We start from the raw sequence: 25,749 nt of genomic DNA, 5'->3' as shown, positions 1-25,749 counted from the left end.
GTCCATCAACCGAGAAGGCTGATGGGAAGCCGGACCGATGATGACGCGACAACGGCCTGTTGCCGCTCCCGATCGAGGTGAGGCGGCCACTGGAAAAGCGGTGTCGGCCGTTTGGCCGTCAGTTGTCGCGTAACCCGCCAAAGGACACCGGCCGTCCATGGAGAGGTCGCATCCTCTACCTCTGGAGCAACACCGTGTCCCACCTGTCCCGCCCCATGGCCGTCTTGGCCTGTGCCGCCCTGCTCGCTCCCCTGGCCGCCGTCGCTCCGGCCACGGCCGCCGCGCGGCCCAAGCCGGTCCCGGCGGCCGCGATCACCGTGAAGATCAAGAAGGTCGTCGACGGTGACACCGTCGACATCATCCACAAGGGCCGGACGCTGCGGGTGGAACTGCTGGAGATCGACGCTCCCGAGCGTCCCGCCTGCTGGTCCAAGGCGGCGGCCGCTCGGACGGCGGCGCTGCTGGTCGTCGGCAAGGGCGCTTATGTCCTGCGGGACAAGGCCGCCAAGGACGCCCAGGGCCGCCATCTGTTCTACGTGTGGAACGCGGCGGGGACGTTCGTCAACCGGAGCCTGGTGCGGGGCGGATACGCCAAGGCGGTGCTGGTCAAGCCCAACGACAAGTACATCAAGGCCATGCGCGCCGATCAGGCCAAGGCGAAGGCCGAGCGGCTGCGTGTCTGGTCGGGCACGTGCGACTCCGGGACCACCGCCCCCAAGCCGTCGCCGACCCCCTCGCCCACGCCCACGCGCGGCAGCACGCCCAAGCCCGACCCGACGTCCTCGTCGACCCCCTCGCCGACGCCTTCGGGCGGCGGCGGCACCGACCCGCGGTTCGACACGTGCGCCAAGGCCAACGCCGCCGGGTACGGCCCCTACTACAAGGGCACCGACCCCGAGTACGCGTGGTACCAGGACCGCGACAACGACGGTGTCGTCTGCGAACGCTGAGCACGGGTTAGGGACGGCTTGTGCCGCTCGCTCTGGCGCCGGTCTCGGCGGCCCCTCGGAGCGGCGGCGTCGCGCGGGTGAAGCGGGCGGCCAGAGCGCGCAGGTGGTCGACCAGTTCCGGGGGTTCGGACACGTCGAAGTCGACATCGAGCAGGCCCAGGTGGACCGCCAGCGTGTGAACGGTGTCCGCGCCCGTGTCCAGCACGCACGTGTGCTCGTCGATCGCCTCGACGACCCCGACGGCCGGGTTGATCCGTTCGGTCACCACGTCAGCGGGGGCGTGGACGACCACGCGGGCGCGGTGGCGCCACGCCGCGGCGGAGACGCCTCGGGCCACGTAGGCGGCGGCGCCGCCCTCGGGTGGGTCGCGGGGCGGGAAGCGGGGGCCGGTGGGGGTGCGCGGGGTGATGCGGTCGGCCCGGAAGGTGCGCCAGTCGTCGCGGTCGACGTCCCAGGCGACGAGGTACCAGCGGCGGCCCCACGACACGATTCGACAGGGTTCGACGGCGCGCGGCGCGCTCGATCCGTCGTGGGCGCGGTAGTCGAACCTCAGCCGCTCGCGGTTGCGGCAGGCGGTGGCGAGGGTGGACAGCACGGCGGCGTCGACGGTCGGGCCGGGGCGGTCGGCGGGCACGGGTTCGGTGGAGGAACGCAGCGCGTCGACGCGGTGCCGCAGGCGGGACGGGAGCACCTGTTCCAGTTTGGTGAGGGCGCGGGCGGAGGTCTCCTCGATGCCGGCGATCGAGCCGCCGACGGCGGTGCGCAGCCCGACTGCGACGGCGACGGCCTCCTCGTCGTCGAGGAGCAGGGGAGGCATGGCGGTGCCCGCGCCGAGGCGGTAGCCGCCGTCGGTGCCCCGGCTCGCGTGGACGGGATAGCCGAGGTCACGCAGGCGCCGAGGTTTCCAGCATGGACGCCACATTGCCACCACTTCCGGACAGAGGCTGACCGGAAGCCCCCGTAGCGTGGGGGTCATGAGCGAAGAGATCACCCCCTTCCTGATCGACGTCCCTCAGGCCGAGCTCGACGATCTCCACCGCCGGCTGGACGCCACCCGCTGGCCGGACCAGATCCCCGGCACCGGCTGGGACTACGGGGTGCCGGTGGCGTACACGAAGAAGCTGGCCGGCCACTGGCGGCACGGCTACGACTGGCGCGCGTGGGAGGCGAGGCTGAACGCCCACCCGCAGTTCACCACCGAGATCGACGGGCAGAACATCCACTTCTTCCACGTCCGCTCCCCGCATGAGGACGCGCTGCCGCTGCTGCTGACCCACGGCTGGCCGGGTTCCGTCGTGGAGTTCCTGGACGTGATCGGGCCGCTCACCGACCCCCCGGCCGGTGAGCAGGCCTTCCACCTGGTGATCCCGTCGCTGCCGGGGTTCGGGTTCTCCGGCCCGACCCGGGAGCGGGGCTGGAACCGGTTCCGCACGGCGAGGGCGTGGGCCGAGCTGATGCGGCGGCTGGGCTACGACCGCTACGGCACGGGCGGCAACGACGCCGGGTCGATGGTCGCGCCGGAGCAGGGCCGGATCGACCCCGGCCACGTGGTCGGCGTGCACGTCACGCAGATCTACTCGTTCCCGTCGGGCGACCCGGCGGAGTTCGAGCGGATCACCCCGGAGGACCAGGAGGCGCTCAAGGTCCTCTCGTGGTTCCGCGACAACAAGATGTCGTTCAACATCCTGCACTCGCAGCAGCCGCAGACCCTCTCCTACGCCATCACCGACTCCCCCGCCGGTCTGCTCGGCTGGCACGCCCAGCTCATGGGAGAGGATCTCGACCCCGACTTCGTCCTCACCAACGTCATGCTCTACTGGCTGACCGGCACCGCCACCTCGGCCACCCGCTTCTACTACGAGGACGCCCGAGCCGAGGCCCCGGCCGGGCCGACCACGGCGCCGATCGGGGTGGCGATGTTCAAGGGCGACTTCGTGTCGATGCGCACCTTCGCCGAGCGCGACCACAAGGACATCCGGTCGTGGCACTCCTACGAGGAGCCCGCCGGTCACTACGCGGCGCACCTGGCGCCGGACCTGCTCGTCCAGGATCTCCGGGGTTTCTTCCGGGGGCTCCGCTAGTTCTGGATCTCCAGGGGGCCCTCGTCGAAGACGGTGATGTCGGTGACGATCGGGATGGGGTGGGGCCAGTCGACGTTGACCACGAAGGTCACGCCCAGGTTGGCGTCCCAGGGCGGGCCGTGGGGGGCGATGTTGGAGACCGTCACGTTGGCGGAGCCGATGAACCGCTGATGGTTGGCGTCGGCGAAGCCGCCGTGGGCGTCGGGGTCGGACTCGGGGATGTACTCGCTGGCGGCGACGTGCACGATCGAGTTGGCGTTGATCGCCCCCCAGTTGAAGTTGAGCGGGACCCGTCCCTTGAGCGGCCCCCAGTACTTGCGGACGTGCTGCGGCATGGTCTGTTCCCTCCGTCGGCGCTGTGGCACCAAGACTCGCGGGAACCCGCCTTCTTCACATGAGCAGGCCCCTACTCATGTGTGAGGCGGTCGAGCCACTCCTCCAGCAGACCCCGCTCGCCCTCGCTCAGGGCGGTCTGCTCGGGCAGCGCGGCGCGCAGGGCGCGGGCGGCGCCGGCCGGTCCGGCCTCCTGGGTCGCCGGTTCGCGGGTGGTGACGGCGGTGAGCATCGCCTCGCGGAGGGTGGTCAGCAGGGCCGGATCGCGCCGGTCCTCGGGCAGGGACAGCCAGGTCAGCACGGCCCCGCGCGCGGTGGCGTGGATGATCGCGGCGGCGAGGTGCTCGTCCACGCGGAGCCAGCCGGCGGCGGCCAGGCGGCGGATGCGGCCCATCAGGACCTCCATGCCCGCCGTGAACGCCGGGGAGGCCGGCCTGGCGGGGTCGGCGTACATCAGCACGTACAGCGCGGGGTTGGCCAGGCCGAACTCGACGGCCAGGTCCCAGCCCGCTTCCAGGTCGTCGACGGGGCCGTGCGGGCCGGGGTCGAGGTTCTTGCCCGCCAGGAAGGTGGCGAAGCCGTGCTCGGCGACCGCCTCGAGCAGGCCTTCCTTGTCGCCGAAGAGGCGGTAGATGGCCGGCGGCTGGAGACCGGCCGCCACGGCGACGGCGCGCGTGGTGACCGCGTCGCGGCCCTCGCGCGTCAGCAGCTCGATCGTGGCCTCGATGACGCGCCGGCGGGTCTGCTCCTGGTCGCGAGGTGACATGTATCGACGTTACCAGTCCTCTGGTTCCACCGATAATTTCCAGTGTTAACATCAATCTGTTTCCACTGGAATCACATGGAGGAACCATGATCATCGTCACCGGAGCGACCGGTCTGCTCGGACGCCGGATCGTCGAGCGGCTGCTGACCCGCGTCCCGGCGAGCCACCTCGGGGTCAGCGTCCGCGACCCCAAGAAGGCGCGGGACCTCGCCGACCAGGGGGTCCGGGTGCGGCAGGGCGACTTCACCGACCCCGGCGGGCTCGCCCACGCCTTCGAGGGCGCCACCCAGGTGCTCGTCGTCTCCGTCGACGCGATGGGCGAACCGGCCGTGCGGCAGCACCGGGCCGCCATCGACGGGGCCGTGGCGGCGGGGGCCCGCCGGGTCCTCTACACCAGCCACATGGGGGCCGGCGCGTCGTCCCGCTTCCAGGCCTGCCGCGACCACGCCGCGACCGAAGACGCGCTGCGCGCCTGCGGGGTGCCGTTCACCTCACTGCGCAACGGGTTCTACGCCAGTAGCGCGGTGCGGTTCCTCGATCCGGTCCTGGCCACCGGCGGGGAGATCGCCCTGCCCGCCGACGGGCCGGTGAGCTGGACCGCCCACGACGACCTCGCCGAGGCGGCCGCCGCGATCCTGGCCGACGAGGGCCGCTTCGAGGGGCCCACCCCGCCGCTCACCGCGACCGAGGCGCTCACCCTCGGCGACGTCGCCGAGCTCGCCACCCGGGTCGCCGGCCGCGCCGTCACCAGGACCGCCGCCTCCGACGAGGAGTTCCGGGCGGGGCTGGTCGGCCATGGCGTCCCCGCCGAGACGGCGGCCCAGTTGCTGGGCGTCTTCGCCGCGAGCAGGGCCGGCGAGTTCGCCGCCGTCGACCCCGCCCTGACCGCCCTTCTCGGCCGCCCACCCGTCTCCATGGAGACGGTTCTGCGGGAGCACCTGCCCTGACCTGCGGCCCTATTCATGTTGACGAGGTTTGACGCCTTTGGCACCATGATGGCCGCCGACTACGTCGGCATCTCGGAGACCAGGAGACCAGACATGGTGGCTGACGACGACATCTCCGGCTGAGACCGGAAAGCCATGAGCCGCAGGCAGGCGTACGCCGCCGTGGCCATGTCGTCGTTCCACCCTTTCCCCGTCTCCGCCGGGCGTCTTCCGCACGCCCTCCTCACCCATGAGGTCTCTCGCCATGTCCGACGCGTTCGTCGTCTGCTCCAACCTGTCCTTCTCCTGGCCCGACGACACCCCGGTGTTCCAGGAGCTCTCGTTCACCGTCCCGGCCGGCCGGACCGGCCTGGTGGCCCCCAACGGCGCGGGCAAGAGCACCCTGCTCAGGCTGATCGCCGGCGCGCTCCGACCCTCCACCGGCTCCGTCACGGTGGAGGGGGTGCTCGGCTACCTGCCCCAGACGCTGCCCCTCGCCCGCGACCTGACCGTGGCGGAGGTCCTCGGGATCGCCGAGGTCGTCAGGGCGCTGGACGCCATCGAGTCCGGTGACGCGAGCGAGGAGCACTTCACCACGATCGGAACCGACTGGGACATCGAGGAGCGCACCCGCGCCCAGCTCGACCGGCTGGGCCTGGGCGAGGTCACCCTCGACCGGCCGCTGCGCACCCTCAGCGGCGGTCAGGTCGTCTCGCTCGGCCTGGCCGCCGAGCTGCTGAAACGGCCCGACGTCCTGCTGCTCGACGAACCGACCAACAACCTCGACCTCGACGCCCGCCACCGGCTCTACGAGGCGCTCGACGACTGGACCGGCTGCCTGCTGCTGGTCAGCCACGACCGGGCGCTGCTCGACCGCATGGACCGGATCGCCGAACTCGACCGGGGCGAGGTCCGGTTCCACGGCGGGAACTTCACCGCGTACGAGGAGGCCGTGCGCGCCGCGCGGGAGGTCGCCGAGAAGAACGTCCGCAACGCCGAACAGGAGGTCAAGCGGGAGAAGCGCGAGCTGCAGCAGGCCCGCGAGCGGGCCGAGCGCCGGGCCGGCAACGCCGCCCGCAACCTCAAGAGCGCCGGCCTGCCGAAGATCTTCGCCGGGACGATGAAGCGCAACGCCCAGGAGTCGGCGGGGAGGGCCCACGAGACCCACACCGCCCGGGTCGGTCAGGCCAAGGCCCGGCTGGACGAGGCGGGCCGCGCCCTGCGCGACGAGCAGAGGATCACCCTGGAGCTGCCCGGCACCCACGTCCCGGCCGGGCGCACGGTGTTCCTCGGCACGGGGATGCGGGTCAGCTACGGCGACCGCGCGCTCTTCGCCGGGGAGGGCGCCGACCTGACGATCCGGGGCCCCGAGCGGATCGCCCTCACCGGCCCCAACGGCGCCGGCAAGTCCACCCTGCTGCGGGTGATCGGCGGCGAGCTGGAACCGGACGGCGGCGAGATCAGAAGGGCCGACGGCCGGGTCGCCTACCTGTCGCAACGGCTCGACCTGCTGGACCTGGACCAGACCGTGGCCGACAACCTGGCCGCGTACGCGCCCGGGATGCCCCAGGCGCAGCGGATGAACCTGCTCGCCCGCTTCCTGTTCCGCGGCTCCCGCATCCATCTCCCGGTCGGCGCGCTGTCGGGCGGCGAGCGCCTGCGCGCCACCCTGGCCTGCGTCCTGTACGCCGAACCCGCGCCCCAGCTCCTGCTGCTGGACGAACCCACCAACAACCTCGACCTGGTCAGCGTCGCCCAATTGGAGAGCGCGCTCAGCGCCTATGAAGGCGCGTTCGTGGTGGTCAGCCACGACGAACGGTTCCTCACCGAGATCGGGGTGGACCGCAGGCTGCGGCTCTCCGACGGCGTGCTGCACGAGTCCGCGTCGTAGCGCGCACGTCACATGTCCCTCTCAGCTCTGCTCGCGAACGATCTCATCCGCGCATTCGGCGGTCGACGGGTCCTCGACGGCGTCTCCCTCACCGCCGCCCCCGGGCACCGGATCGGCCTGATCGGCGAGAACGGCGCCGGGAAGTCCACCCTGCTCCGGCTGCTCGCCGGGGTGGACGAACCCGACGCCGGGACCGTCGTCCGGCCCCCGGACCTCGGTTTCCTGCGCCAGGAGATGCCCTTCGACGCCGCGTCGACCGTCGCCGACGTGCTCGACGACGCCCTGCGCGAGGCCCGCGCGGACCTCGCCGAACTCGACCGGCTCACCCGGGCGCTCGCCGACACCCCGGAGGACTCCCCCGGGCATGCCGACCTGCTCGCCGAGTACGGCGAGCGGCTCGACCACGCCCAGGAGCACGCGGCCTGGGACGCCGACCGGCGGGCCGGGATCGTCCTGGCCGGGCTCGGCCTCGGGACGGTGCGGCACGACCGCGCGCTCGGGACGCTGTCCGGCGGCCAGCGCAGCCGCCTCGCCCTGGCCGCGCTGCTGGTGAGGCGGCCCGCGGCGCTGCTGCTCGACGAGCCCACCAATCACCTCGACGACACGGCGGCGGCCTTCGTCGAGGAGCAGCTGCGCGGCCTGCCCGGGGTCGTCGTGGTGGCCAGCCACGACCGGGCGTTCCTCGACGCCGTCTGCACCGACCTGATCGACCTCGACCCGGCGGTGGACGGCCCCGTCCGGTACGGCGGGAACTACACCGCCTACCAGGCGGGGAAGCGGGCGGAGCGGCGGCGCTGGGAGCGGCGCTTCGCCGAGGAGCAGCAGGAACTCGCCGATCTGCGCCGCTCGGCCTCGGTGACCGCCCACCAGGTCGCGCCGGGCCGCCTCAGGAGCGACAACGAGAAGATGGGCTACGGCCACACCAGCGGCCGGGTGCAGAACCAGATCTCGCGGCGGGCGCGCGACGCCGCCCGGCGGCTGGCGGAACTGGAGCGCGACCAGGTGCCCGAACCGCCGGAACCGCTGCGGTTCCGGGCCGCCGCGCTCGCCTCCGCGTCCACCGGCGGGATCGCGCTGTCGCTGCGGGACGTCCGCGTGCCCGGCAGGCTCACGCTCGACCGCCTCGACGTGCGGGCCGCCGACCGGCTGCTGGTCACCGGCCCGAACGGCGCGGGGAAGTCGACCCTCCTGGCCGTGCTGGCCGGGCGGCTGGACGCCTCCGGCGACATCCGGCGGCGTCCGGGGCTGACGGTCGGGCTGCTGGCCCAGGACACCGTGTTCGACCGGCCGGACCGCACCGCGCGGCAGGTCTACGAAGGGGCGCTCGGACCGGAGCGCGCGGCGGCCGTCCCGTTGGGTTCCCTCGGCCTGCTCGGCCCGCCGGACCTGGGCAGACGGGTCGGGGAGCTGTCGGTCGGGCAGCGCAGGCGGCTGGCCCTGGCGCTGCTGGTGGCCGACCCGCCCGAGGTGCTGCTGCTCGACGAACCCACCAACCACCTGTCGCCCCGGCTCTGCGACGAGTTGGAGGAGGCCTTGGGCGCCGGCCCCGGCGCGATCGTGGTCGCCAGCCACGACCGGTGGCTCCGCTCCCGGTGGACGGGCCGCGAGGTCCGGCTGTGAGCGCACTGAGCGTCCCTCAGCGTGATCACAGCGGTCACGGCACGGAGGGCTATCCGCAGGAGGGTGTCCTCGGCATCCCGGCGGGCGCCATGTATCTCGGGGTGCCGGCGCTGCTCGCCGTCCTCGGCGGGATCCTGTCACTCGGTCTGACCAGCCGCCTGCCGATCTTCCTCGCGTGGATGGTCGCGCTGCCGGTCGCCGGGTGGTCGTACTACCGGCGCACCCGGGGGGCCGGTTGACGCCCCTGGTGCGAGAGGGCTTTCGCCCCCTCGCGCTCCCCCGTCAGACCCGGGGGCGGGAGCGTTGCGCTGAGGTCACGCGTACAGGAAGTAGTAGCGGTAGCGGCCCTCCCACTCGCACGAGTAGTCGTTCCACCAGTCCTGGTTGACGCCCTGGGTTCCGACGCGCTCGCAGTCCGAGTGTTCCCTGAAGACGCCGGCCAGCCGGTCGGCGTGCGCCGGGGCGGCGCCGATCGTGAGCGTCGTTCCGAGAACCACGGCGGCCGAGACGAGAACAGCGCGTGCCTTTCGCATTCGTCCTCCTGTGCCTGTGGAGATCATGACTGGCGGACATTATCACCAACTGCGGGCAAGGAAAATTGTCACGTGGTCAGGTGGTTGAAAGTTTCATTCTCGGACGCAGCCGGATGCAGGTGTTCGCCGTAATTCACCGTCAGTAAAACCGGCATCACTTTCCGGCGGCTGTCCAATTCTCGCCACGGCGGCCCCCGAAAGGCCTCCCAGGCGCGTATCCGGCCGCCTGTGCGGGCCATGCATGCTCTGTGCTCCTTCGCGCCCTGTGTGGTGCCGAAAGCCCGATTCGGACCCCTTTTCCTGTTCGGTTAAATGGATGTAAACAACCCTTTGACCTTCGCGACTTACGTGTCATATCGTCGCCCCGCCCATACCGATGTGAGCCGCGACACTGGCGCAGAACGTTGTTCTCGCAGGGCGACCGGCCGGGGAAGCGGCGATCATCCGACCGACCGGAGTCGCACAATGCAAGCTCGAATCCGTATGGCCACGGTTGTCGGCACGGTGATGACCGTGCTGGCCGCCGTCGGCGTGTCCATGGCCGTCGCGCCACCGGCTCACGCCGCGGTGATCAGTGACATCGCCTACGCGTCCGCACAACCGGCCGGCAGCAGGGGGCACCTGCTGGACCTCCATCTGCCGTCCACCGGCATGACGCCCCGGCCGCTGATCATCTGGCACAGCGGCTCGGCCTGGACCAGCGACGACAGCAAGGCCGGCGCCGCCGAGATCGCGGCCGTCTTCAACCCGCTGGGCTTCGCGGTGGCCGGGGTCAACGTCCGCAACAGCTCCCAGGCGATCTTCCCGGCCCAGGTGCACGACATCAAGGCGGCCATCCGCTGGCTGCGCGCCAACGCCGCCACCTACCAGCTCGACCCGAACCGCTTCGCGATGGCGGGCGACTCGTCGGGCGCCTGGCTGACCCAGATGGCCGTCTTCTCCGGCGGCGTCGCGGCCCTGGAGGGCACCGTCGGCACGACCGGCGTCTCCAGCGCCGTCCACACCGGGCTCGCCTTCTACTCGCCGACCGACTTCCTGCAGATGAACTCGCAGAACCTGCCCACCGGGGGGCTCGACCACAACTCGCCCGCCTCCCCGGAGTCCCTGCTGGTCGGCTGCCCGATCCAGACCTGCCCGACGGCGGTGGCCGCGGCCAACCCGATGACCTACGTCGACTCCGGCGACCCGCCGCTGCTGTTCCTGCACGGCCAGGCCGACTTCCTGGTGCCGCACGGCCAGAGCGTCCTGCTCTACAACCGGATCAAGGCGCAGTGCGGCAACGCCACGTTCGTCTCGGTCCCGGCGGCCGACCACATGATGGTCCAGATCATGGACCCCGCCCAGTACGGCAACGAGACCGTGAAGACCACCGCCAACTGCGGCGAGACCGTCAGCACCGGCACGCTGCACCCCAGCTGGGCCAACTTCACGACCTGGATCCGCAGCGGGCTCAAGCTCGGCAACGCCTGCGAGGTCACCTACGCCACCGGCACCTGGACCGGCGCCTTCAACGGCACCGCGACCATCAGGAACACCGGCACGACCCCGATCCAGAACTGGACCCTCCAGTGGACGTGGGGCGGCAACCAGCAGATCACCAGCGCCTGGAACGCCACGGTGACCCAGACCGGCGCCGCGGTGACCGCCCGTGACGCCGGCCACAACTCCTACATCGGCCCGGGGTCCAGCCAGAGCTTCGGCTTCTCGGCGACCGCCACCGGGTCGAACGCCATTCCGGCCCAGTTCAAGCTGAACAACATCGTCTGCACGCGAGTGCCGTAGGGCGCCCGCCGGGCCCGCGCCGAATGGCGTGGGCCCGGCATCCTTTTACTTTCGAAAAAAGCCGAGAGCAAGGAAGCGTTTCCCTTAACTCGACACGTTCCGTTGAATGTCGATCACGGAATGTCGCGTACCGAACTTATTGCTTACCGGACAGTACGCCCCTATTGTTTGCCCCGGGCGGCTCGCCAGCCTATTTACCGTTGTTTCGTTGACCCGCCGGTATCCCTCGATATCCCGGGGTCCGAAATTTATCGGATGAGCCGCTTTTTCACTGTCCTGAAGCCTGTTGAGTTAGGGGACGTGTGCGTACATCCAACATGTTCGTCAGGAGTCTCGGTGTTTACGTTCCGGAAAGTGTGAGCGTCGAGCACGCGGTCCGAGAGGGCTGGTACCCGGCCGAGGAGGCCGAGAAATTCCGGCAGATCGGCGCGGCGGTCGCGGGCGACATGCCCGCGCCCGAGATGGCGCGGCTCGCGGTCCTGGACGCCTACGACCGCTGGAAGGAGTCGTCCCCGCGCGACCTCGACCTGCTGCTCTACCCGTCGGTGTGGCACCAGGGCCCGAACGGCTGGCAGCCGCAGCACTACCTGCAGCAGCACCTCATGGGCGGCGCCGTGCCGGCGTTCGAGATCCGGAGCGGCTGCGTCGGGATGATCAGCTCGCTGGAGCTGGCGGCGAGCTACTTGCAGGCCGTTCCCGAGCGGCAGACGGCGATGGTCGTCTCCTCCGACAACCACGGCACCCCGCTGGTGGACCGCTGGCGGATGACCCCCGGCGCGCTGATCGGCGACGCCGCCGCCGCGCTCCTGCTCGGCAAGGACTTCGGCATGGCCGAACTCCTGTCGGTGAACGCGACGGTGATCCCCGAGGCCGACGCCGTCAACGACGGCGGCTACCCGCTGTTCCCCCCGGACGCCACCGTCGGCGTGGGGCTGAGCTTCGGCGACCGGCACGAGGAGTTCCGCCAGAAGCTGCTCAAGAAGCAGGGCACCGGGATCCACCTGACGATCCAGAAGACGATGATGCAGCAGGTCGAGAAGACCCTCGACGAGGCCGGCATCGCCCTGTCCGACATCACGAAGGTGGCGCTGCCGCACGGCCGCCGCGAGGACCTCGACGGCCAGATGTCCTGGCTCGGCATCGACGAGGACCAGACGACCTGGGACTACGGCAGGCGCGTGGGCCACTGCGGCGCGGTCGACCAGTTCATCGCCTTCGAGCACCTGCTCGCCACCGGCGGCCTGGTGGAGGGCGACCACCTGCTCATGGTCGGCTTCGGCTCCGGCACGTCCTGCGCCGCGGCGGTCTTCCGGGTCCTGTCCACCTCTCCCGTCACGACTGGGGCACGCGCATGACCGAGCTCACCCAGAAGCTGGTCGACTTCATCCAGGAGAACCTCGTCCAGGACGGCGACGACATCACCGTCGACGAGACGACCCCGCTGCTCACGTCGGGTCTGCTCGACTCGCTGCGGACGGCCCGGCTGCTGAACTTCCTCCGCAAGGACGTCGGCGTCCCGGTCCCGGCCGCCAAGCTCGAATCCGAGAACTTCCAGGACGTCACGACCATCGTGGCGCTGGTCAGAGAACTCGAATCCGTCTGATGCGCTACGCGGACACGTACATCAGCGGCGTGGGGGCCTTCGTCCCCCGGACGGTCGTCAGCGTCGAGAAGGCCGTGGCCAAGGGCTGGTACCCGGCCGAGGAGGCCGACCTGCACAACCTCGCCGGGGCGGTGGTGGCCGGTGACCTGCCGGCTCCCGAGATGGCCCTGCACGCCGCGCGCAGCGCGCTCAAGCGCAGCGGCCAAGCCCCCGGGGACCTCGACCTCCTCCTGTACGCCTCCACCTGGCACCAGGGACCCGACGGCTGGCCCCCGCACTCCTACCTGCAGCGTCACCTGGTGGGCGGGGACGTGCTGGCCACCGAGATCCGGCAGGGCTGCAACGGCGTCTTCATCGGCCTGGAGCTCGCGGCCGGCCACCTGGACGCCGCGCCCGGCCGCCGGGCCGCCCTGCTGGTCGCCGCCGACAACTACGGCACCCCGCTGATGGACCGGTGGCGGATGGGCCCCGGCTACATCGGCGGCGACGCCGCCAGCGCGCTCGTGCTCTCCAAGGAGACCGGCTTCGCGCGCCTGACGTCGGTCTGCACGACGACGGTGACCGAGGCGGAGGAGCTCCACCGGGGCAGCGAGCCGCTGTTCCCGCCGGGTGTCACGGTCGGGCGCAAGATGAGCTTCGCGGCCAGGAACGAGCAGTTCCGGCAGCAGGTCACGTCCAAGGGCGAGGCCACCGCGGCGCTGTTCAAGATCCAGCGGGCGCTGATGGAGGTCGTCGAGCGCGCGCTCGACGAGAGCGGGATCGACGCCGCCGACCTCACCCGGGTGGCGTTCATGAACTACTCCGAGGAGATCGTCGAGCAGCGCTGCATGGCCATGCTCGACCTGCCCATGTCCCGTTCCACCTGGGACTACGGCCGCACCATCGGCCACTGCGGGGCCAGCGACCAGGTGCTCTCGCTCGACCACCTGCTCACCACCGGGGAGCTGGGCCCCGGCGACCACATGCTGATGCTGGGCACCGGGCCGGGAGTGACCGTCTCCTGCGCCGTGATCCAAATGATCGACAGGCCTCAATGGGTCTGAACCGAAGGGAACGAACGCAGATGGCCGAACCAGTCGCCGTGATCGGGATCGGATGCCGCCTGCCCGGGGACGTCCACTCGCCGGACGAGTTCTGGGACCTGCTGAACGCCGGCCGGAACACCACCCGGCCGCTGCCCGCCGAGCGCTGGCGCCGGGACGAGAACCGCAGCCCCGAATACGCCGCCGCGCTGCGCGACGCCGTGCGGCACGGCAGCTTCCTGGACGACATCGAGGGCTTCGACGCGGAGTTCTTCGGCGTCTCCCCCCGCGAGGCCGAACTGATGGACCCCCAGCAGCGGATCCTGATGGAGACCGCCTGGGAGGCCCTGGAGCACGCCGGCCTGCCGCCGCACTCGCTGGCCGGCACCGACGCCGGGGTGTTCGTCGGCATCTGCACCGGCGACTACGGCGCCCGCCTCCTGGAGGACCTGCCCCAGATCGAGGCCTGGACCGGCATCGGCGCCGCGACCTGCGCCGTCGCCAACCGCATCTCCTACTCCCTGGACCTGCGCGGCCCCAGCATGGCGATCGACACCGCCTGCTCGGCGTCGCTGGTCGCGCTCCACCTGGCCGCCCAGAGCCTGCGCCTCGGCGAGAACGACGTCGCCCTCGCGGGCGGGGTGAACCTGCTGGTCACCCCCGGCCAGACCCTCACGCTCGGCACCGCCGGGGCGCTGGCCCCCGACGGCCGGTCGAAGTCGTTCGACGCGTCGGCCGACGGCTACGGCCGCGGCGAGGGCGTCGGCGTGGTCGTGCTCAAGCGCCTGTCGGACGCGCAGCGCGACGGCGACCGGATCCTCGCGCTCGTCATCGGCAGCGCCGTCAACCAGGACGGCCACACCCAGGGCATCATGGCGCCGTGCGGCGAGGCCCAGGCCCACGTGATGACCCGGGCGTGCCGGCAGGCGGGCGTCGACCCGTCGACCGTCGACTACATCGAGGCCCACGGCACCGGCACCCGCCTCGGCGACCCGCTGGAGGCCGGGGCCCTCTCCTCCGTGTACGGGATCGGGCGCTCCCCCGCCGACCCGTGCCTCATCGGCTCGGTCAAGTCGAACATCGGTCACCTCGAAGGCGCCGCCGGCATCTCCGGCGTGATCAAGGCCGTGCTCGCCCTCCACCGGGACGCGATCCCGCCGAGCGTGCTGACCAGCCTGAACCCCGCCATCGAATGGGAGACCTCGGGCCTGCGGGTGGTGACCGAACGTACCGAATGGCCCGAACGCGACCACCCCCGCCGCGCGGGCGTCTCCAGCTTCGGGTACGGCGGCACGGTCGCCCACATCGTGCTGGAGCAGGCCCCGCCGGCCCCCGAGACGTCCCGGCCCGGGACGGCCGGGGAGCTCTTCCCGCTGTCGGCCGCCTCGGAGCAGGCGCTCCGGCAGTACGCCGGGAAGCTCGCCGACGCCCTCGGCGACGGCCTCGACCCGGCCTCGGCCGGGCACACCCTCGCCCTGCGGCGCACCCATCTGCCCCGCCGCGCCGTCGTGATCGGATCGGACGCGGGCGAGCTGGTGGCGGGCCTGCGCAGGCTCGCCGACGACGTGCCCGGCGAGGCGATCCTCACCGGTGACGTGCTGCCCGACCTGGGCCCCGGGCCGGTCTGGGTGTTCTCCGGGCAGGGCTGCCAATGGCGCGGGATGGGGCGGGAGCTGCTCGCCGTGCCGGAGTTCGCCTCCCTCGTCGACGAGGTCGAGCCGATCTTCCAGGAGGAGATCGGCTTCTCCCCCCGGCAGGTCCTGACCGACGGCGATCTCGACAGCATCGACCGCGTCCAGACCATGATCTTCGTGATGCAGCTCGGCCTCGCGCGGCTCTGGAACTCCTACGGCGTCACGCCGAAGGCCGTCATCGGCCACTCCGTCGGCGAGATCGCGGCGGCGGTGACCGCGGGCGCGATGAGCGTCGCCGACGGCGCACGGCTGATCTGCCGCCGCTCCGTGCTGCTGCGCCAGGCGGAGGGCAAGGGGGCCATGGTCATGGTCGACCTGTCCTTCGAGGAGGCGGCCGACCGGCTGGCCGGCCGCACCGACCTGGTCGCCGCGATCTCGTCGGCGCCCGGCTCCACGGTGCTGTCCGGCGACGTCGCCGCCGTCGAGGAGGTCGTCGACGACTGGCCGGGCGAGGGCATCGTGGCCCGCCGGGTGGCCTCGGACGTCGCCTTCCACAGCCCTCAGATGGAACCCTTGGCGGTCGAGCTGGCCGCCCGGACCGCCGGCCTCACCTTCGGCGCGCCGCGGATCCCGATGTACTCGACCGCGCTGCCCGACCCCCGCTCGACCTCCGTCCTGGACGGCGCGTACTGGGCCGCCAACCTGCGCGACCCGGTGCGGCTGGCCGCGGCGACGACCGCCGCCGCGCAGGACGGCCACCGCGTGTTCCTGGAGATCGGCTCCCACCCCGTGGTCGCCCACTCGGTGACCGAGACGCTGTCGGAGGCCGGTTTCGAGGACGTCTTCGTCGGCACGTCGCTCCGCCGCAACCAGCCCGAACTGGCGACCTTCCTGGTCGCAGTGGGCACGGCGCACTGTCACGGCGTCGACGTCGACTGGAGCCGCCTCCAGCCGTCCGGCGACCTGGCCGACCTGCCGCCGTACGCGTGGCAGCACCGCCGCCACTGGCGCGAGTCGTACCTGGAGAACGACAACCGGGGCCACGACGTCGGCTCCTTCACCCTGCTCGGCGCCGGCACCAGCCTCGCGGGCAGCAGGACGCGGGTCTGGCGGACCAGCGTCGAGGACGCCAACCGCCCCTACCCGGGCAGCCACACCCTCAACGGCATCGAGATCGTCCCGGCCGCCGTGCTGGTCAACACCTTCCTGCACGCCGCCGAGGACGAGGACGTCACCCTCACCGACGTCGAGATGATGCACCCCCTGATGACGGCCGAACGCCGCCAGATCCAGGTCGTGCACGAACCCCCGGTCGTCCGGCTCGCCGCCCGCACCCCCGCCGCACCGGACGAGCCCGAACCGGCCTGGCTGGTGCACGTCACCGCGAACGTGGCCGCCCCCGGGCAGGCCAAACCCGACGTCCTCCCCGCCGCCGACGGCCTCGTGGAGATCGATCCCGGCTACGTCCACCAGCGCCTGGCCGCCGTCGGCGTCCCGTCGACGGGCTTCGACTGGACGATCGGCACCCTGCTGGCCGGCGACGGCGCCCTGCGCGCCACGGTCCGCACCGGCGACGCGTCGAGCTGGGCCCCCGCTCTGGACGCGGTCATGTCCGTCGCCCCGTGCGTCTTCCCCGGAGACCCGGTGCTGCGCATGGTCGTCCACATCGACGAGATGGTCCTGACCGGCGCCCCGCCCACCACAGTGATCATCGACGCGGCCGTGGACCCCGCCGCCGACGACACCGCCCGGGCCACCCTGGCCGATGTCGACGGCCGGGTCGTCGGCCACCTCACGGGCCTGCGCTACCCGGTCATCGACGCCCCCCTCCAGGCGGAGGACGACCTCGCGGGCCCGGCGGAGTCCTTCACCGGCCTGTCCCCCGAGGACCTGCGCGAACGCGTCCTGCCGGAGATCCGCGCGGAGATCGCGGCCGTCATGAGACTGGCCCCGGACGACCTGTCGATCCGGCGCCCCCTGGTCGAACAGGGCCTCGACTCGGTCATGACCGTCATGGTCCGCCGACGCCTGGAGAAACGCTTCGGCTGCCGCCTCCCGGCGACCCTGCTGTGGCAGCAGCCCACCATCTCCGCCATCGCCGACCGCCTGGTCGAACTCCTCCTCACAGCGACCCCGGCCGCCAAACCGGAACCCACCCCCGACCCCATGCCCGCCTTCGGCGGCTGACCCCTCGCACGAGCGGCCCGAGGAGCAGACCTCCTCGGGCCGTTCCTTTCTGCCGGAATCCTCAGCTGGCCGGCCGCGTCAGCGATCGGCTGAGTTCCAGCAGGTCGGCCAGCCGGAGGACCCGGCCATCGCCTCCCGGCAAGGGGACGTGGAGCGGGTCCGTCCATCGGGCCGGGATCGCGGACTGGCCGTGGACGGCTCCGGCCAGGGCGCCGGTGACGGCGGCGAGGGTGTCGGTGTCACCGCCCAGGTCGATCGCGGCGCGGACGGCCTCCTCGTAGCCGCCGGTGGTGCGCAACGCCCACAGCGCCGAGCCGAGACAGGGCCAGACCGCGCCGTTGAACTCCGTCGCCTCGGCCGGATGCCACGTGGGAGAGGTGACCCTGGCGTATCGCTCGCGATGGTCGGCGTGGACGGCGGCGAGAGTGTGCGGGAGTTCCTTCAGCGGGTCCGCGCCGGTCAGGGCGGCGCGCAGCAGGTCGTGGAAGATCGCGGTGCCCTCGCCGGCCGCCGGGTCGCCGTGGGTGAGGGCCGAGATGCGACGGGCCGCGTCCATCGTGGCGTGGCGGCCCTGCGGGGCGAAGTAGACCGCCGCCGTGGTCGCCCGCATGAGGGAACCGTTGCCCGCCGCATGATGAGTCGATCGGTAATGGGCCTCGGCGGCCTGGTTCCAGGGCAGCCCTCGGGTCAGGACGTCTTCGGTCTGCAAGCCGATGTCCTTCGGGTCGTCGGCCGCCCAGCGCTGGAAGCGGGCGAAGACGTCCTGCGGGTCGAGGCCGCCCCGCTCCAGCAGCGACTCGGCGACGTGGACGGCCATCTGGGTGTCGTCGGTCGCCTCGCCGGGATCCCAGCCGCCGCCTCCGCGCATCTCGTTCTCGACCCCGGAGACGGGAAAGCGAGCGGAGAACGCACCCGCCGGGCCGAACTCGAACGGCGCTCCGAGGGCGTCGCCCACCGCCGAACCGACGACCGCTCCGGCGACACGCTCCCTGCTGTCCATTCCCGCACGTTATCCGGCAGTTCTGCACGGCACCTCCCCACCATTCCGGGAACCGCCGACCGTCGCGACAAATCGAATAAGGCGTGAGGTTTCTCGTCGCGCAGCTCTTCCGGTTCGCGTGGGCTGAGGTCAGGGCGTGCGCTTTCGCGGGGGCGCTGTTCGGGGGGCTCGCCGTTTCCGCCGTCGCGCCGTTGCCGGTGCCGCGTTATGACGCGCTGCTCGTGTACGCGGTCACGCTCACCGTCGTCTTCCGGGTGCTGCGCTGGGAGACGGAGACGGGAACCATCGCCGGGTTTCACCTGGTGGGGCTCGTCTTCGAGATCGTCAAGGTGCGGCTCGGGTCGTGGAGTTACCCCGAAGAGGCCTACACCAAGGTTCTCGGCGTCCCCCTCTACAGCGGGTTCCTCTACGCCGCCGTGGGCGGCTATGTGTGCGCCGCCTGGCGGATTCTCGCGTTGCGGGTGGTGAATTACCGGGCGGTGCCGCTGACCTTCGTCGCGGTGGCCGTCTACGTCAATTTCGTCACCCATCATTGGTGGGTCGATCTCCGGGTTCCGCTGGCGATTCTGCTGGTGATCGTCACCTGGGGAACCACGGTCCACTTCACCGTCGGTGTGCACCGCCATCGGATGCCGTTGAGCCTGGGATTCTTTCTCACCGGGTTCTTTCTCTGGCTGGCGGAGAACATCGCCACCTATTTCGGGGCCTGGGTCTATCCCCACCAGCGGGAGGCGTGGCGGCTCGTCCACGCCGACAAGATCGGGGCCTGGGCGCTGCTGGTCAGCGTCACCTTCGTCATCGTCGCCGCCGTGAAGGGGCGTCAGCGCCTGGTGTAGTGGAGTTCCACGCGATTCTTCGTGTAGCTGGACAGCGGCCCGCTCGCCAGGACGCGGATCACCTTGCCGTCCATGTCCACCTGCACGAACTCGTGTTTCTTCCCGGACGTCCGCCCGATGATCAGATGGCTGGAGTCCCACCAGCCGAACACGCCGTGGTAGCTCGTGGGAACGCGGCCGACCTCCTCGCCCGTCTTGACGGACCAGATGCAGATGCCGCCGTCGGGACAGCCGGTGAGGAAGCGATCCCCCGATGGGGAGAAGGTGTTCTCCTCCCCGGCCAGCGGGCCCTTGCCGGTGAGGGTGCGCCGCAGTTTCCCGTCCGGAGAAAGGAAGCGGATGCTCTTCTTGTCGTAGGCGACGATCTGTTTCGCGTCGGGGGTCCAGATGAAACGGGCGTCCTTATACGACTTGGGCATCGCCACATATCGGGTTCCGCCGCTGCCGGCGTCGATCGTCAGGTAGCCCTTCACTTCGGCTTTCGTCTCGCCTTTCCGTACGAAGGCCAGCTGGACGACCTTCCGGCTGTCCGGCGACCAGCTGAAATAGCCGCCGGCGAGTTTGCCGCAGAGACCGGACACCGGGATGTGGCGGGTGGCTCCGGTCCGGCGATTGATCAGGTCGAAACTCGAGCAGCCCTTTCCGTCCACGAAAGCGCTGGCGGCCATCGCGCGTCTGCCGTCCGGGGAGACCGCGACCCGCCAATGGCGGGGTTTCCGCTGGAACGAGTTGCTCCCGTTCCCCCGCAGGTATGCCTTCGCGGTCTTCTTGTACTGGTGGTAAGAGGTGACCACGAGACGGTCGGACGGCTTCTCGTACACGGTGACGCCGGTGTCCGGGAGGACGAGGGTCAGCGCCAGCGCTAAGTTGATCAACACGCCGGGAGGATAGAAGGCGCGCCTCTTCCGGGTGAAGCACGGGCCGGTAACGGGCCTACCGCCGGGTGAACTCCAGTTCCAGGCCGTCGGCGTCGTAGCTCTTCTTCGGCACGTCCGCGAGGACCCGGGTCACCTTTCCCTTCAGGGTCATCACGACGAACTCCTTCACCTTGTCGCCGCGCACCCGCGACACGATCAGGTGGTCGTCGTCCCACCAGTCGTGCACGGTCATGCCGCCCTTGGGCACCGGGACGACCCCGGCCGCCTTGCCCGTCTTGACCGACCAGAGGCAGACGTCGAAATCAGGGCAGGCGGTGACGAACCGGTCGCCCTTCGGTGAGAACGTGTGTTCCGCAGCCAGGAGGGGGCCCTTGCCCTTGAGGGTGCGCTTGAGTTTTCCGTCCGGGGAGACGAAGCGGATGGTCTTGCCGTCGGAGGCGAGGAGCTGTTTCCCGTCGGGGGCCCACATGTAGCGGAAGTCGTTCCACGACTTCGGCATCTTCACGAAAGTGGCCTTGGCGGTGTCGGCGTCGATCGTCAGGAAACCCGACCGCTGCCCCTCCTCGATGAAAACGAGCTGGGCGATCTTCTCGCTGTCGGACGACCAGCCGAACCAGCCGCCGTGATACGGCGCGCAGATGCCCGGGAAGTCGAGTGAGCGGATGGAGCCGACCTGGTGGCCGTAGATCTGGAAGGTCTCGCAGTCCCGCTCGTCCAGCAGGTTGTTGACGGCCATCACGCGCATGCCGTCAGGGGAGACCGCGACCCGCCACTTGTCGGCCTGCTCCTTGAACGTGTCGGTCCCGGGGGCGCGGAGGAAGGCGTTCGGGCGCTTCTTGCCCCGGTAGTACGAGGTCACGACCTTGAGGTCCGACGACCGTTCGTAGACGGTCACCTCGGTTCCGGGGAGGTGGATCTCGGTGACCTTCCCGATGGGGAACGGGACCGCCGCCATCGCGATCACCAGCGCGCTGATCAACACGTCCGGAGACTAGAAGCACCGCCGTGATCAGGTGAAGCACGGAACGGTAACTAGCGCAGCCGGGCCTTCAGCGCGGCCACGTCTTCGGCGTCCATGCCCGCCCCCAGGAGGTACTTCTCGGCGTCGCCCGCCCAGGTCTCAGGTGTTGTGACAGCCCTCCCACGCCAGATGGGGCACGATGGGTCCTTTCAGGTAGAAGGGCATTGGTGAACATAAACCGACATTTACCTGACTTGCAGCATTGACCTTCCCGACACGCCCAGTCAACGCCGTTGTCGCAGGTCGGCCGCATGAAATGTCAATTTAACGCGGATATATCTTGACTTGTGAGCGCCGAGGGCCTATCACTTGGTGGGCAGAAGTCGGCGATCTCCCTTATGGCGGCATGATGACAACTGAATCCGGTCCGGCTCAGAGTCGCGACGAATACCGGGCCATGCAGGCCGAGGCGTTCAACCGCATCGGATCCCGGTACGACGACGCGTTCCCCCACAAGGAGGGGCAGATAGCCGCCGGGGAGTGGCTGATCAAGCAGCTCCAACCAGGGGCCCGCGTCCTCGACGTCGGGTGCGGCACCGGAGAGCCGACCGCCAAGCAGTTCGCCGACGCGGGCTGCGAGGTCACCGGGATCGACATCTCGCCCGTCATGCTCGACCTGGCCCGCAAGAACGTGCCCGAGGGGACCTTCCTGGAGCGGGACGTCGTCGGCATCGACTCCTCGCTCGGCCGGTTCGACGCCGTGGTGGCCTTCTTCTCGCTGCTCATGCTGCCCCGGGCCGACATCGCCACGGCGCTCCAGCGGATCCACGACGTGATCGTGCCCGGCGGGCTGCTGGCGCTCAGCATGGTCGAGATCGACCTCGACGACGTGCCGTTCCAGTTCCTCGGCGCGCCCGTGCGGGTCACCGGCTATCTCCGCGAGGACCTGCGGGCGCTCGTCGAGGAGACCGGGTTCACCGTGGTCGTCGAGACCGACATCTCCTACGCCCCGGCCACCACGCAGGCGCCGCCGGAGATCCAGCTGTTCCTCAACTGCCGGCGTAACCAGTTCTGAAGTGATCGACACCGAGGGTCTGGCTTTTCTCGGTGACACGGCCCGGGCGATCGGCGACTGCCTCGATCCGGAGCAGGTCGCGCGCCTGCTCTGCGAGGCGGCGGTGCCCCGGCTGGCCGACGCCGCCTCCGTCTACCTCGACGGCGGGGCCGTGCACCGGCTCGACCCGCGGGGGCGGCTGCCCTCGCGCTGGTCGGGCGATCTCGCGGCCACGGTCCCCGAGCTGGTGGGCGGGCGGCTGCTGACCGTGCCGCTGCGGGCCTACGGCGAGGCCGTGGGGTGCGCGGTGCTCGCCCGGGACCGTGAACGCGACGAGTTCGACCAGGACGACGTCCTGATCGCCGGGCAGCTCGCGGTGCCGGCGGCGCTGACGATCTTCCACGGACGGCTCCATCGCCAGCAACTGGAGACGCTGGAGATCCTGCAACGCGGGATCCGGCCCGGGCAGCCTCCCTCTCTGCCCGGTCTGGAGATCGCGTTCCGCTACCAGCCCGCCGCCGCGCGGGTCGGCGGCGACTGGTTCGACGTGATCCCGCTGCCGGGGTCCCGGGTGGCGCTGGTCGTCGGCGACGTCATGGGCCACGGCCTGGACGCGGCAGCGATCATGGGTCAGTTGCGCATAGCCGTACAGACACTGGCTTCTCTGGATCTCCCGGCCGAGCAGGTGCTCCAGTCGCTCGACGAGATGGCTCAGCGGCTGGCCGCCCAGACGATCACCACCTGCGTCTACTGTGTGTACGACCCCGTCCTGCGCCGCTGCACGATCGCCAGCGCCGGCCACCTGCCCCCGATCCTGGTGAGCGCCGACGGCAAGGCAGAGGTGCTGGCGCCGCCCGCGGGCACCCCGATCGGGCTCGGCCGCAACGCCTTCGAGACGGTCGAGATCGCGGCCGACGACGACAGCATGCTCGTCCTCTACACCGACGGCCTGGTCGAGGAGCGCGGCGAGGACATCGGCGTCGGCGTCGAACGCCTGCGGCGCGGCCTGTCCGGGGTGCGGCCGATCGAGGAGGTCTGCGACGGCGTGGTCCCGGACGCGCCCATGCGCGACGACGTGACGATGCTGGCGATCCGCTTCACCGGCATCCCCAGCGAGAACGTCGCCCAGTGGCTGCTGGAGCCGCTCGCCCAGGCCCCCTCCCGGGCGCGGACGCTGGTCCGGCGCACGCTCGCGGCGTGGGGCCTGCACACCATGATCCACACGGCCGAGCTGCTCGTCTCCGAGCTGGTCACCAACGCGGTGCGGGTGACGCCCCGCCCGATCACGGTACGGCTGCTGCGCACCGACAGCCTGCTCTGCGAGGTCAGCGACGACGACCACCGCCTGCCGCGCCTGCGCGAGCCCGGCGGCCACGACGAGGACGGGCGCGGCCTGTTCCTGGTGAACCACCTTGCCGAAAGGTGGGGCACGAGCCGGGTGGCGGGAGGTAAGACGGTCTGGTTCAGCCTGCCGGTGAAAGCGGCCGAAAGAGGGGGTTCGTGAAGCGCCTGGCGAAGCTCGTCCACGACGACAACCTGGATCTCTACGCGCTGGCACTGGTCGCGCTGGTGTTCACCGCGCTGGGGGTGGTCGGCCTGGCGGAGACCTCGGCGCTGATCTCGGCCACGCTGGCGCTCCTGGCGTTCCTGGCGTTCTCGCAGATCAAGTCACGCCGCCAGGTCGCCGGGGTGGTCGCCGAGCGCGGCGTCCTACGCGAGGACTTCCCGCCCGACCTGGCCGCCCGCCGGGCGCGGGCCCGCGACTACCTGTTCATCGGGCGGTCGATGGCCCGGACGTCCAACACGATGCGCGGCGAACTCCGCGAGATGCTGGAGAGGGGGGCGCGCATCCGGGTGATGATGGTCGACCCCGAGAGCGAACCGGCCATCGCGGCGGCGGCCCTGTACAGCTTCAGCGGCTCCGACCCCGCGCTGCTGGCCGGGCGCATCCGGGGCGTCCTGGCCGAACTCGACCATCTGCGCTCGCTGACCGGCGGGAACCTGGAGATCCGGCTGACCGGGTTCGTCCCCGCGATGGGCCTCCAGATCGTGGACGGCGCGTACATCTGCGCGCAGCGCTTCGAATACCACCCACCGGCCGAGAGCGGCCCGATCCTCGCGCTGGAGCCGCGCGACGGTGTCTGGTTCCACCGCTTCGCCGCCGAGGCCGAACGCATGTGGGCCGACGGCACCCCGTGGCCCGGCCAGTCGGCGCTCGGGAACTAGTGCTGATTCCCCATGCGGTCTGAGTACGGGAGCCCTGCCCTCCCCTGCCCCGACAGAAGATCCTTTGGGGCATGAAATGGTGGATTTTCCTGGTTTCTCTGACGTTCGCGATATTCGCCGCCTGGCTGACCTTCCGCACCGGCGTGGCCCCCAGCACCGTCCTGGCCGTCGGGATCGGCGCGATCAGCCTGATCTGGCTCCTGATCCTGCTGACCGTGCCGTGGAACCTGTACTTCTCGGCCCGCCGGGTCGTCCACGAAACCCAGCTGTCGCGGGAGCGCGGCATCGAGGTGCCGCAGGCCCGGGAGGACGAGGCCCGGGGCATCGCGAAGCGGATGCTGCGCCTGGCGGTGCTCGGCCATGTGGTCTCGGCGGCGGTGATCGCGGTGATCACGTACTTCTCGGGTGAGTACGTCGGCTACTACTTCGCCGGCTTCTACCTGCTGGCCACCCTGTTCCGGCCGACGGGGGCCTACCTGACGCACCTGAAGGAGCGTGTGGGCACCCTCATGGAGGAGTTGCACTACCCGCGACAGGACGTGGCCACCCTGCGCACCGACGTGAAGAACCTGACCGACGCCAGGACGGCCATCGAGGAGTCGCTCGCGGAGCTGACCGAGGACCTCCGGCGGGCCCGCGACGAACTGGCGGCGGCCCGGTCGGCGCTGGAGGACGCCGACCACGACCTGAACCGCCGGATCACCCTGATGACCAGGAAGTTCGACGAGACGGTCGACGGCCTGAGCGACAACCAGGAGCTCATCACCGGTCTGAAGGCGTTCCTCCGGCTGGTGCGGACCGCCTAACCGCCGCTCCGCCGGCGCACGATCTCCGCGATCCAGACGGGCGCGAACGGCGACGTGCACCCCGGCGGGGTCGGATAGTCCTTCAGCACTTCGAGGCGCTCCCCGATGTCGACGGCGCGGGCCCGGTGTTCGGCGTGGTCGATGCCGATCTGCGCCAGGCAGTGGTTCATCGACCACTGGAGACGGTCGGGAGCGCCCTTCATCTCGGCCTCGATGACGTCGAGCAGCGCCGGCAGGTCGAGGACCTCGGGCTTCTTCGTCACCTTCTCGGTGGTGAGCGCCCAGCCGGCGCTCGCGACCACCGGATCGGGGTCGGCCGTCCAGGCCCGGCGCAGGTCGTCGGCGTGGGGGCTCTTCTTCACCACGTAGTTCACGAACCAGTCGTGGACCTTGGGCGCGCGGGTCTGGCGCACCATGGCGTCGAGCTCGCCGACCCCGAACGCCTTCGGGCGGCAGACCAGCGTCGCGAGGAGTCTCGCGGCGGTGTCGCCGGTGGCCCAGAGGTCGCGGGCGAGGTCGTGCCGGGTCTTCAGCCGCTTGGCGACGGCGCGTAGTTTGCCGAGGTTCACGCCGTGGTCGTCGCCGTGGCGTTCGTTGACCTCGCGCGTTCTCGGATCTTCGAGTGCGGCCAGCTCGGCCAGGATCTCGGCGACCATCCCC

General features: G+C 70.8%; 23 protein-coding genes and 1 pseudogene. 16 read left to right on the top strand and 8 right to left on the bottom strand.

Annotated elements, in window-relative coordinates; all coding sequences use genetic code 11:
* Nucleotides 1–194: 194 nt before the first annotated feature.
* Nucleotides 195–950 (top strand): thermonuclease family protein, encoded by a 756-nt coding sequence (locus AW270_RS23525; protein WP_061297380.1) that lies wholly within the window; start codon nt 195–197, stop codon nt 948–950.
* A 7-nt stretch (nt 951–957) separates the two neighbouring features.
* Here the strand turns inward: AW270_RS23525 and AW270_RS23520 are convergent.
* Nucleotides 958–1,845, bottom strand: a pseudogene (locus AW270_RS23520) (helix-turn-helix transcriptional regulator); the annotation flags it as partial.
* A gap of 79 nt (nt 1,846–1,924) precedes the next feature.
* Here AW270_RS23520 and AW270_RS23515 point away from each other — a divergent pair.
* Nucleotides 1,925–3,031, top strand: coding sequence for an epoxide hydrolase family protein (locus tag AW270_RS23515; protein WP_061297615.1), 1,107 nt, complete (start codon nt 1,925–1,927; stop codon nt 3,029–3,031).
* Here AW270_RS23515 and AW270_RS23510 read toward each other — a convergent pair.
* Together AW270_RS23510 and AW270_RS23505 are read right to left on the bottom strand one after the other, a co-directional pair.
* Nucleotides 3,028–3,366 (bottom strand): hypothetical protein, encoded by a 339-nt coding sequence (locus AW270_RS23510; protein ID WP_061297378.1) that lies wholly within the window; start codon nt 3,364–3,366, stop codon nt 3,028–3,030. The two genes, AW270_RS23515 and AW270_RS23510, sit on opposite strands and share 4 nt — an antisense overlap.
* Nucleotides 3,367–3,437: 71 nt before the next feature.
* Nucleotides 3,438–4,130 carry a TetR/AcrR family transcriptional regulator gene (locus AW270_RS23505; RefSeq protein ID WP_061297376.1) on the bottom strand — a complete coding sequence of 231 codons (693 nt, stop codon included), beginning with the start codon at nt 4,128–4,130 and terminating at the stop codon, nt 3,438–3,440.
* 86 nt (nt 4,131–4,216) lie between these two features.
* Between AW270_RS23505 and AW270_RS23500 the strand changes: the two genes are divergently transcribed.
* The 4 genes from AW270_RS23500 to AW270_RS38965 all read left to right on the top strand — a co-directional run bounded on the left by AW270_RS23500 (nt 4,217) and on the right by AW270_RS38965 (nt 8,806).
* On the top strand, nt 4,217–5,077 hold the full coding sequence (locus AW270_RS23500) for an NmrA family NAD(P)-binding protein (protein WP_061297373.1): 861 nt from the start codon (nt 4,217–4,219) through the stop codon (nt 5,075–5,077).
* Between the two features lie 244 nt (nt 5,078–5,321).
* A complete protein-coding gene (gene abc-f / locus AW270_RS23495) occupies nt 5,322–6,947 on the top strand; it encodes a ribosomal protection-like ABC-F family protein (RefSeq protein WP_061297370.1) in 1,626 nt (541 codons plus the stop codon).
* Between the two features lie 12 nt (nt 6,948–6,959).
* Nucleotides 6,960–8,567, top strand: coding sequence for an ABC-F family ATP-binding cassette domain-containing protein (locus tag AW270_RS23490; RefSeq protein ID WP_061297367.1), 1,608 nt, complete (start codon nt 6,960–6,962; stop codon nt 8,565–8,567).
* Entirely contained in the window at nt 8,564–8,806 is a 243-nt protein-coding gene (locus AW270_RS38965; RefSeq protein ID WP_157522458.1) for a hypothetical protein, read from the top strand. Before AW270_RS23490 ends, AW270_RS38965 begins: the two co-directional genes overlap by 4 nt.
* A 75-nt stretch (nt 8,807–8,881) precedes the next feature.
* Here AW270_RS38965 and AW270_RS23485 read toward each other — a convergent pair whose 3' ends face one another.
* Nucleotides 8,882–9,100 (bottom strand): hypothetical protein, encoded by a 219-nt coding sequence (locus tag AW270_RS23485; RefSeq protein ID WP_061297364.1) that lies wholly within the window; start codon nt 9,098–9,100, stop codon nt 8,882–8,884.
* A 483-nt stretch (nt 9,101–9,583) separates the two neighbouring features.
* On the opposite strand from AW270_RS23485, the gene AW270_RS23480 reads away from it, so the two are divergent.
* The 5 genes from AW270_RS23480 to AW270_RS23460 all read left to right on the top strand — a co-directional run bounded on the left by AW270_RS23480 (nt 9,584) and on the right by AW270_RS23460 (nt 17,328).
* Nucleotides 9,584–10,882, top strand: a complete 1,299-nt coding sequence (locus AW270_RS23480) for a cellulose binding domain-containing protein (protein WP_061297362.1) — start codon at nt 9,584–9,586, stop codon at nt 10,880–10,882.
* Nucleotides 10,883–11,238: 356 nt separating this feature from the next.
* Nucleotides 11,239–12,237 carry a ketoacyl-ACP synthase III family protein gene (locus AW270_RS23475; protein ID WP_245674822.1) on the top strand — a complete coding sequence of 333 codons (999 nt, stop codon included), beginning with the start codon at nt 11,239–11,241 and terminating at the stop codon, nt 12,235–12,237.
* A complete protein-coding gene (locus AW270_RS23470; protein ID WP_061297357.1) occupies nt 12,234–12,485 on the top strand; it encodes an acyl carrier protein in 252 nt (83 codons plus the stop codon). The genes AW270_RS23475 and AW270_RS23470 overlap by 4 nt, the downstream gene beginning before the upstream one ends.
* A complete protein-coding gene (locus AW270_RS23465; protein WP_061297356.1) occupies nt 12,485–13,528 on the top strand; it encodes a ketoacyl-ACP synthase III family protein in 1,044 nt (347 codons plus the stop codon). Before AW270_RS23470 ends, AW270_RS23465 begins: the two co-directional genes overlap by 1 nt.
* A gap of 20 nt (nt 13,529–13,548) precedes the next feature.
* The gene (locus tag AW270_RS23460; protein WP_061297353.1) at nt 13,549–17,328 is read left to right on the top strand and encodes a type I polyketide synthase; all 3,780 of its coding nucleotides are present in this window, start codon (nt 13,549–13,551) and stop codon (nt 17,326–17,328) included.
* A 61-nt stretch (nt 17,329–17,389) separates the two neighbouring features.
* Here the strand turns inward: AW270_RS23460 and AW270_RS23455 are convergent, their stop codons facing one another.
* Nucleotides 17,390–18,328 carry an ADP-ribosylglycohydrolase family protein gene (locus tag AW270_RS23455; RefSeq protein ID WP_061297350.1) on the bottom strand — a complete coding sequence of 313 codons (939 nt, stop codon included), beginning with the start codon at nt 18,326–18,328 and terminating at the stop codon, nt 17,390–17,392.
* 83 nt (nt 18,329–18,411) lie between these two features.
* On the opposite strand from AW270_RS23455, the gene AW270_RS23450 reads away from it, so the two are divergent.
* Nucleotides 18,412–19,164 (top strand): DUF817 domain-containing protein, encoded by a 753-nt coding sequence (locus tag AW270_RS23450; protein ID WP_061297348.1) that lies wholly within the window; start codon nt 18,412–18,414, stop codon nt 19,162–19,164.
* Here AW270_RS23450 and AW270_RS23445 read toward each other — a convergent pair.
* Both AW270_RS23445 and AW270_RS23440 read right to left on the bottom strand, forming a co-directional pair.
* Complete coding sequence (locus AW270_RS23445; RefSeq protein WP_061297346.1) at nt 19,149–20,042, bottom strand: WD40 repeat domain-containing protein; 894 nt, start codon at nt 20,040–20,042, stop codon at nt 19,149–19,151. The two genes, AW270_RS23450 and AW270_RS23445, sit on opposite strands and share 16 nt — an antisense overlap.
* A 55-nt stretch (nt 20,043–20,097) precedes the next feature.
* Entirely contained in the window at nt 20,098–21,024 is a 927-nt protein-coding gene (locus tag AW270_RS23440; RefSeq protein WP_157522455.1) for a WD40 repeat domain-containing protein, read from the bottom strand.
* Nucleotides 21,025–21,409: 385 nt separating this feature from the next.
* Between AW270_RS23440 and AW270_RS23435 the strand changes: the two genes are divergently transcribed.
* The 4 genes from AW270_RS23435 (at nt 21,410) to AW270_RS23420 (ending at nt 25,089) form a co-directional block, all read left to right on the top strand.
* Complete coding sequence (locus AW270_RS23435) at nt 21,410–22,078, top strand: class I SAM-dependent methyltransferase (RefSeq protein WP_218009316.1); 669 nt, start codon at nt 21,410–21,412, stop codon at nt 22,076–22,078.
* Nucleotide 22,079: 1 nt separating this feature from the next.
* The gene (locus tag AW270_RS23430; RefSeq protein ID WP_061297342.1) at nt 22,080–23,561 is read left to right on the top strand and encodes an ATP-binding SpoIIE family protein phosphatase; all 1,482 of its coding nucleotides are present in this window, start codon (nt 22,080–22,082) and stop codon (nt 23,559–23,561) included.
* Nucleotides 23,558–24,283: a hypothetical protein gene (locus tag AW270_RS23425; RefSeq protein ID WP_061297339.1), complete on the top strand. Its 726-nt coding sequence runs from the start codon at nt 23,558–23,560 to the stop codon at nt 24,281–24,283. Before AW270_RS23430 ends, AW270_RS23425 begins: the two co-directional genes overlap by 4 nt.
* A 71-nt stretch (nt 24,284–24,354) precedes the next feature.
* Nucleotides 24,355–25,089 (top strand): hypothetical protein, encoded by a 735-nt coding sequence (locus AW270_RS23420; RefSeq protein WP_061297336.1) that lies wholly within the window; start codon nt 24,355–24,357, stop codon nt 25,087–25,089.
* On the opposite strand, the gene AW270_RS23415 is transcribed toward AW270_RS23420, so the two are convergent.
* A complete protein-coding gene (locus AW270_RS23415; protein ID WP_061297334.1) occupies nt 25,086–25,745 on the bottom strand; it encodes a DNA alkylation repair protein in 660 nt (219 codons plus the stop codon). The two genes, AW270_RS23420 and AW270_RS23415, sit on opposite strands and share 4 nt — an antisense overlap.
* Nucleotides 25,746–25,749 lie beyond the last annotated feature (4 nt).

Origin of the sequence: Herbidospora cretacea (assembly GCF_001570605.1) — a bacterium.
GTDB lineage: Bacteria > Actinomycetota > Actinomycetes > Streptosporangiales > Streptosporangiaceae > Herbidospora > Herbidospora cretacea.
The sequence above is the reverse complement of the archived record's forward strand: the minus strand, read 5'-3'. Positions and strand labels throughout refer to the sequence as shown.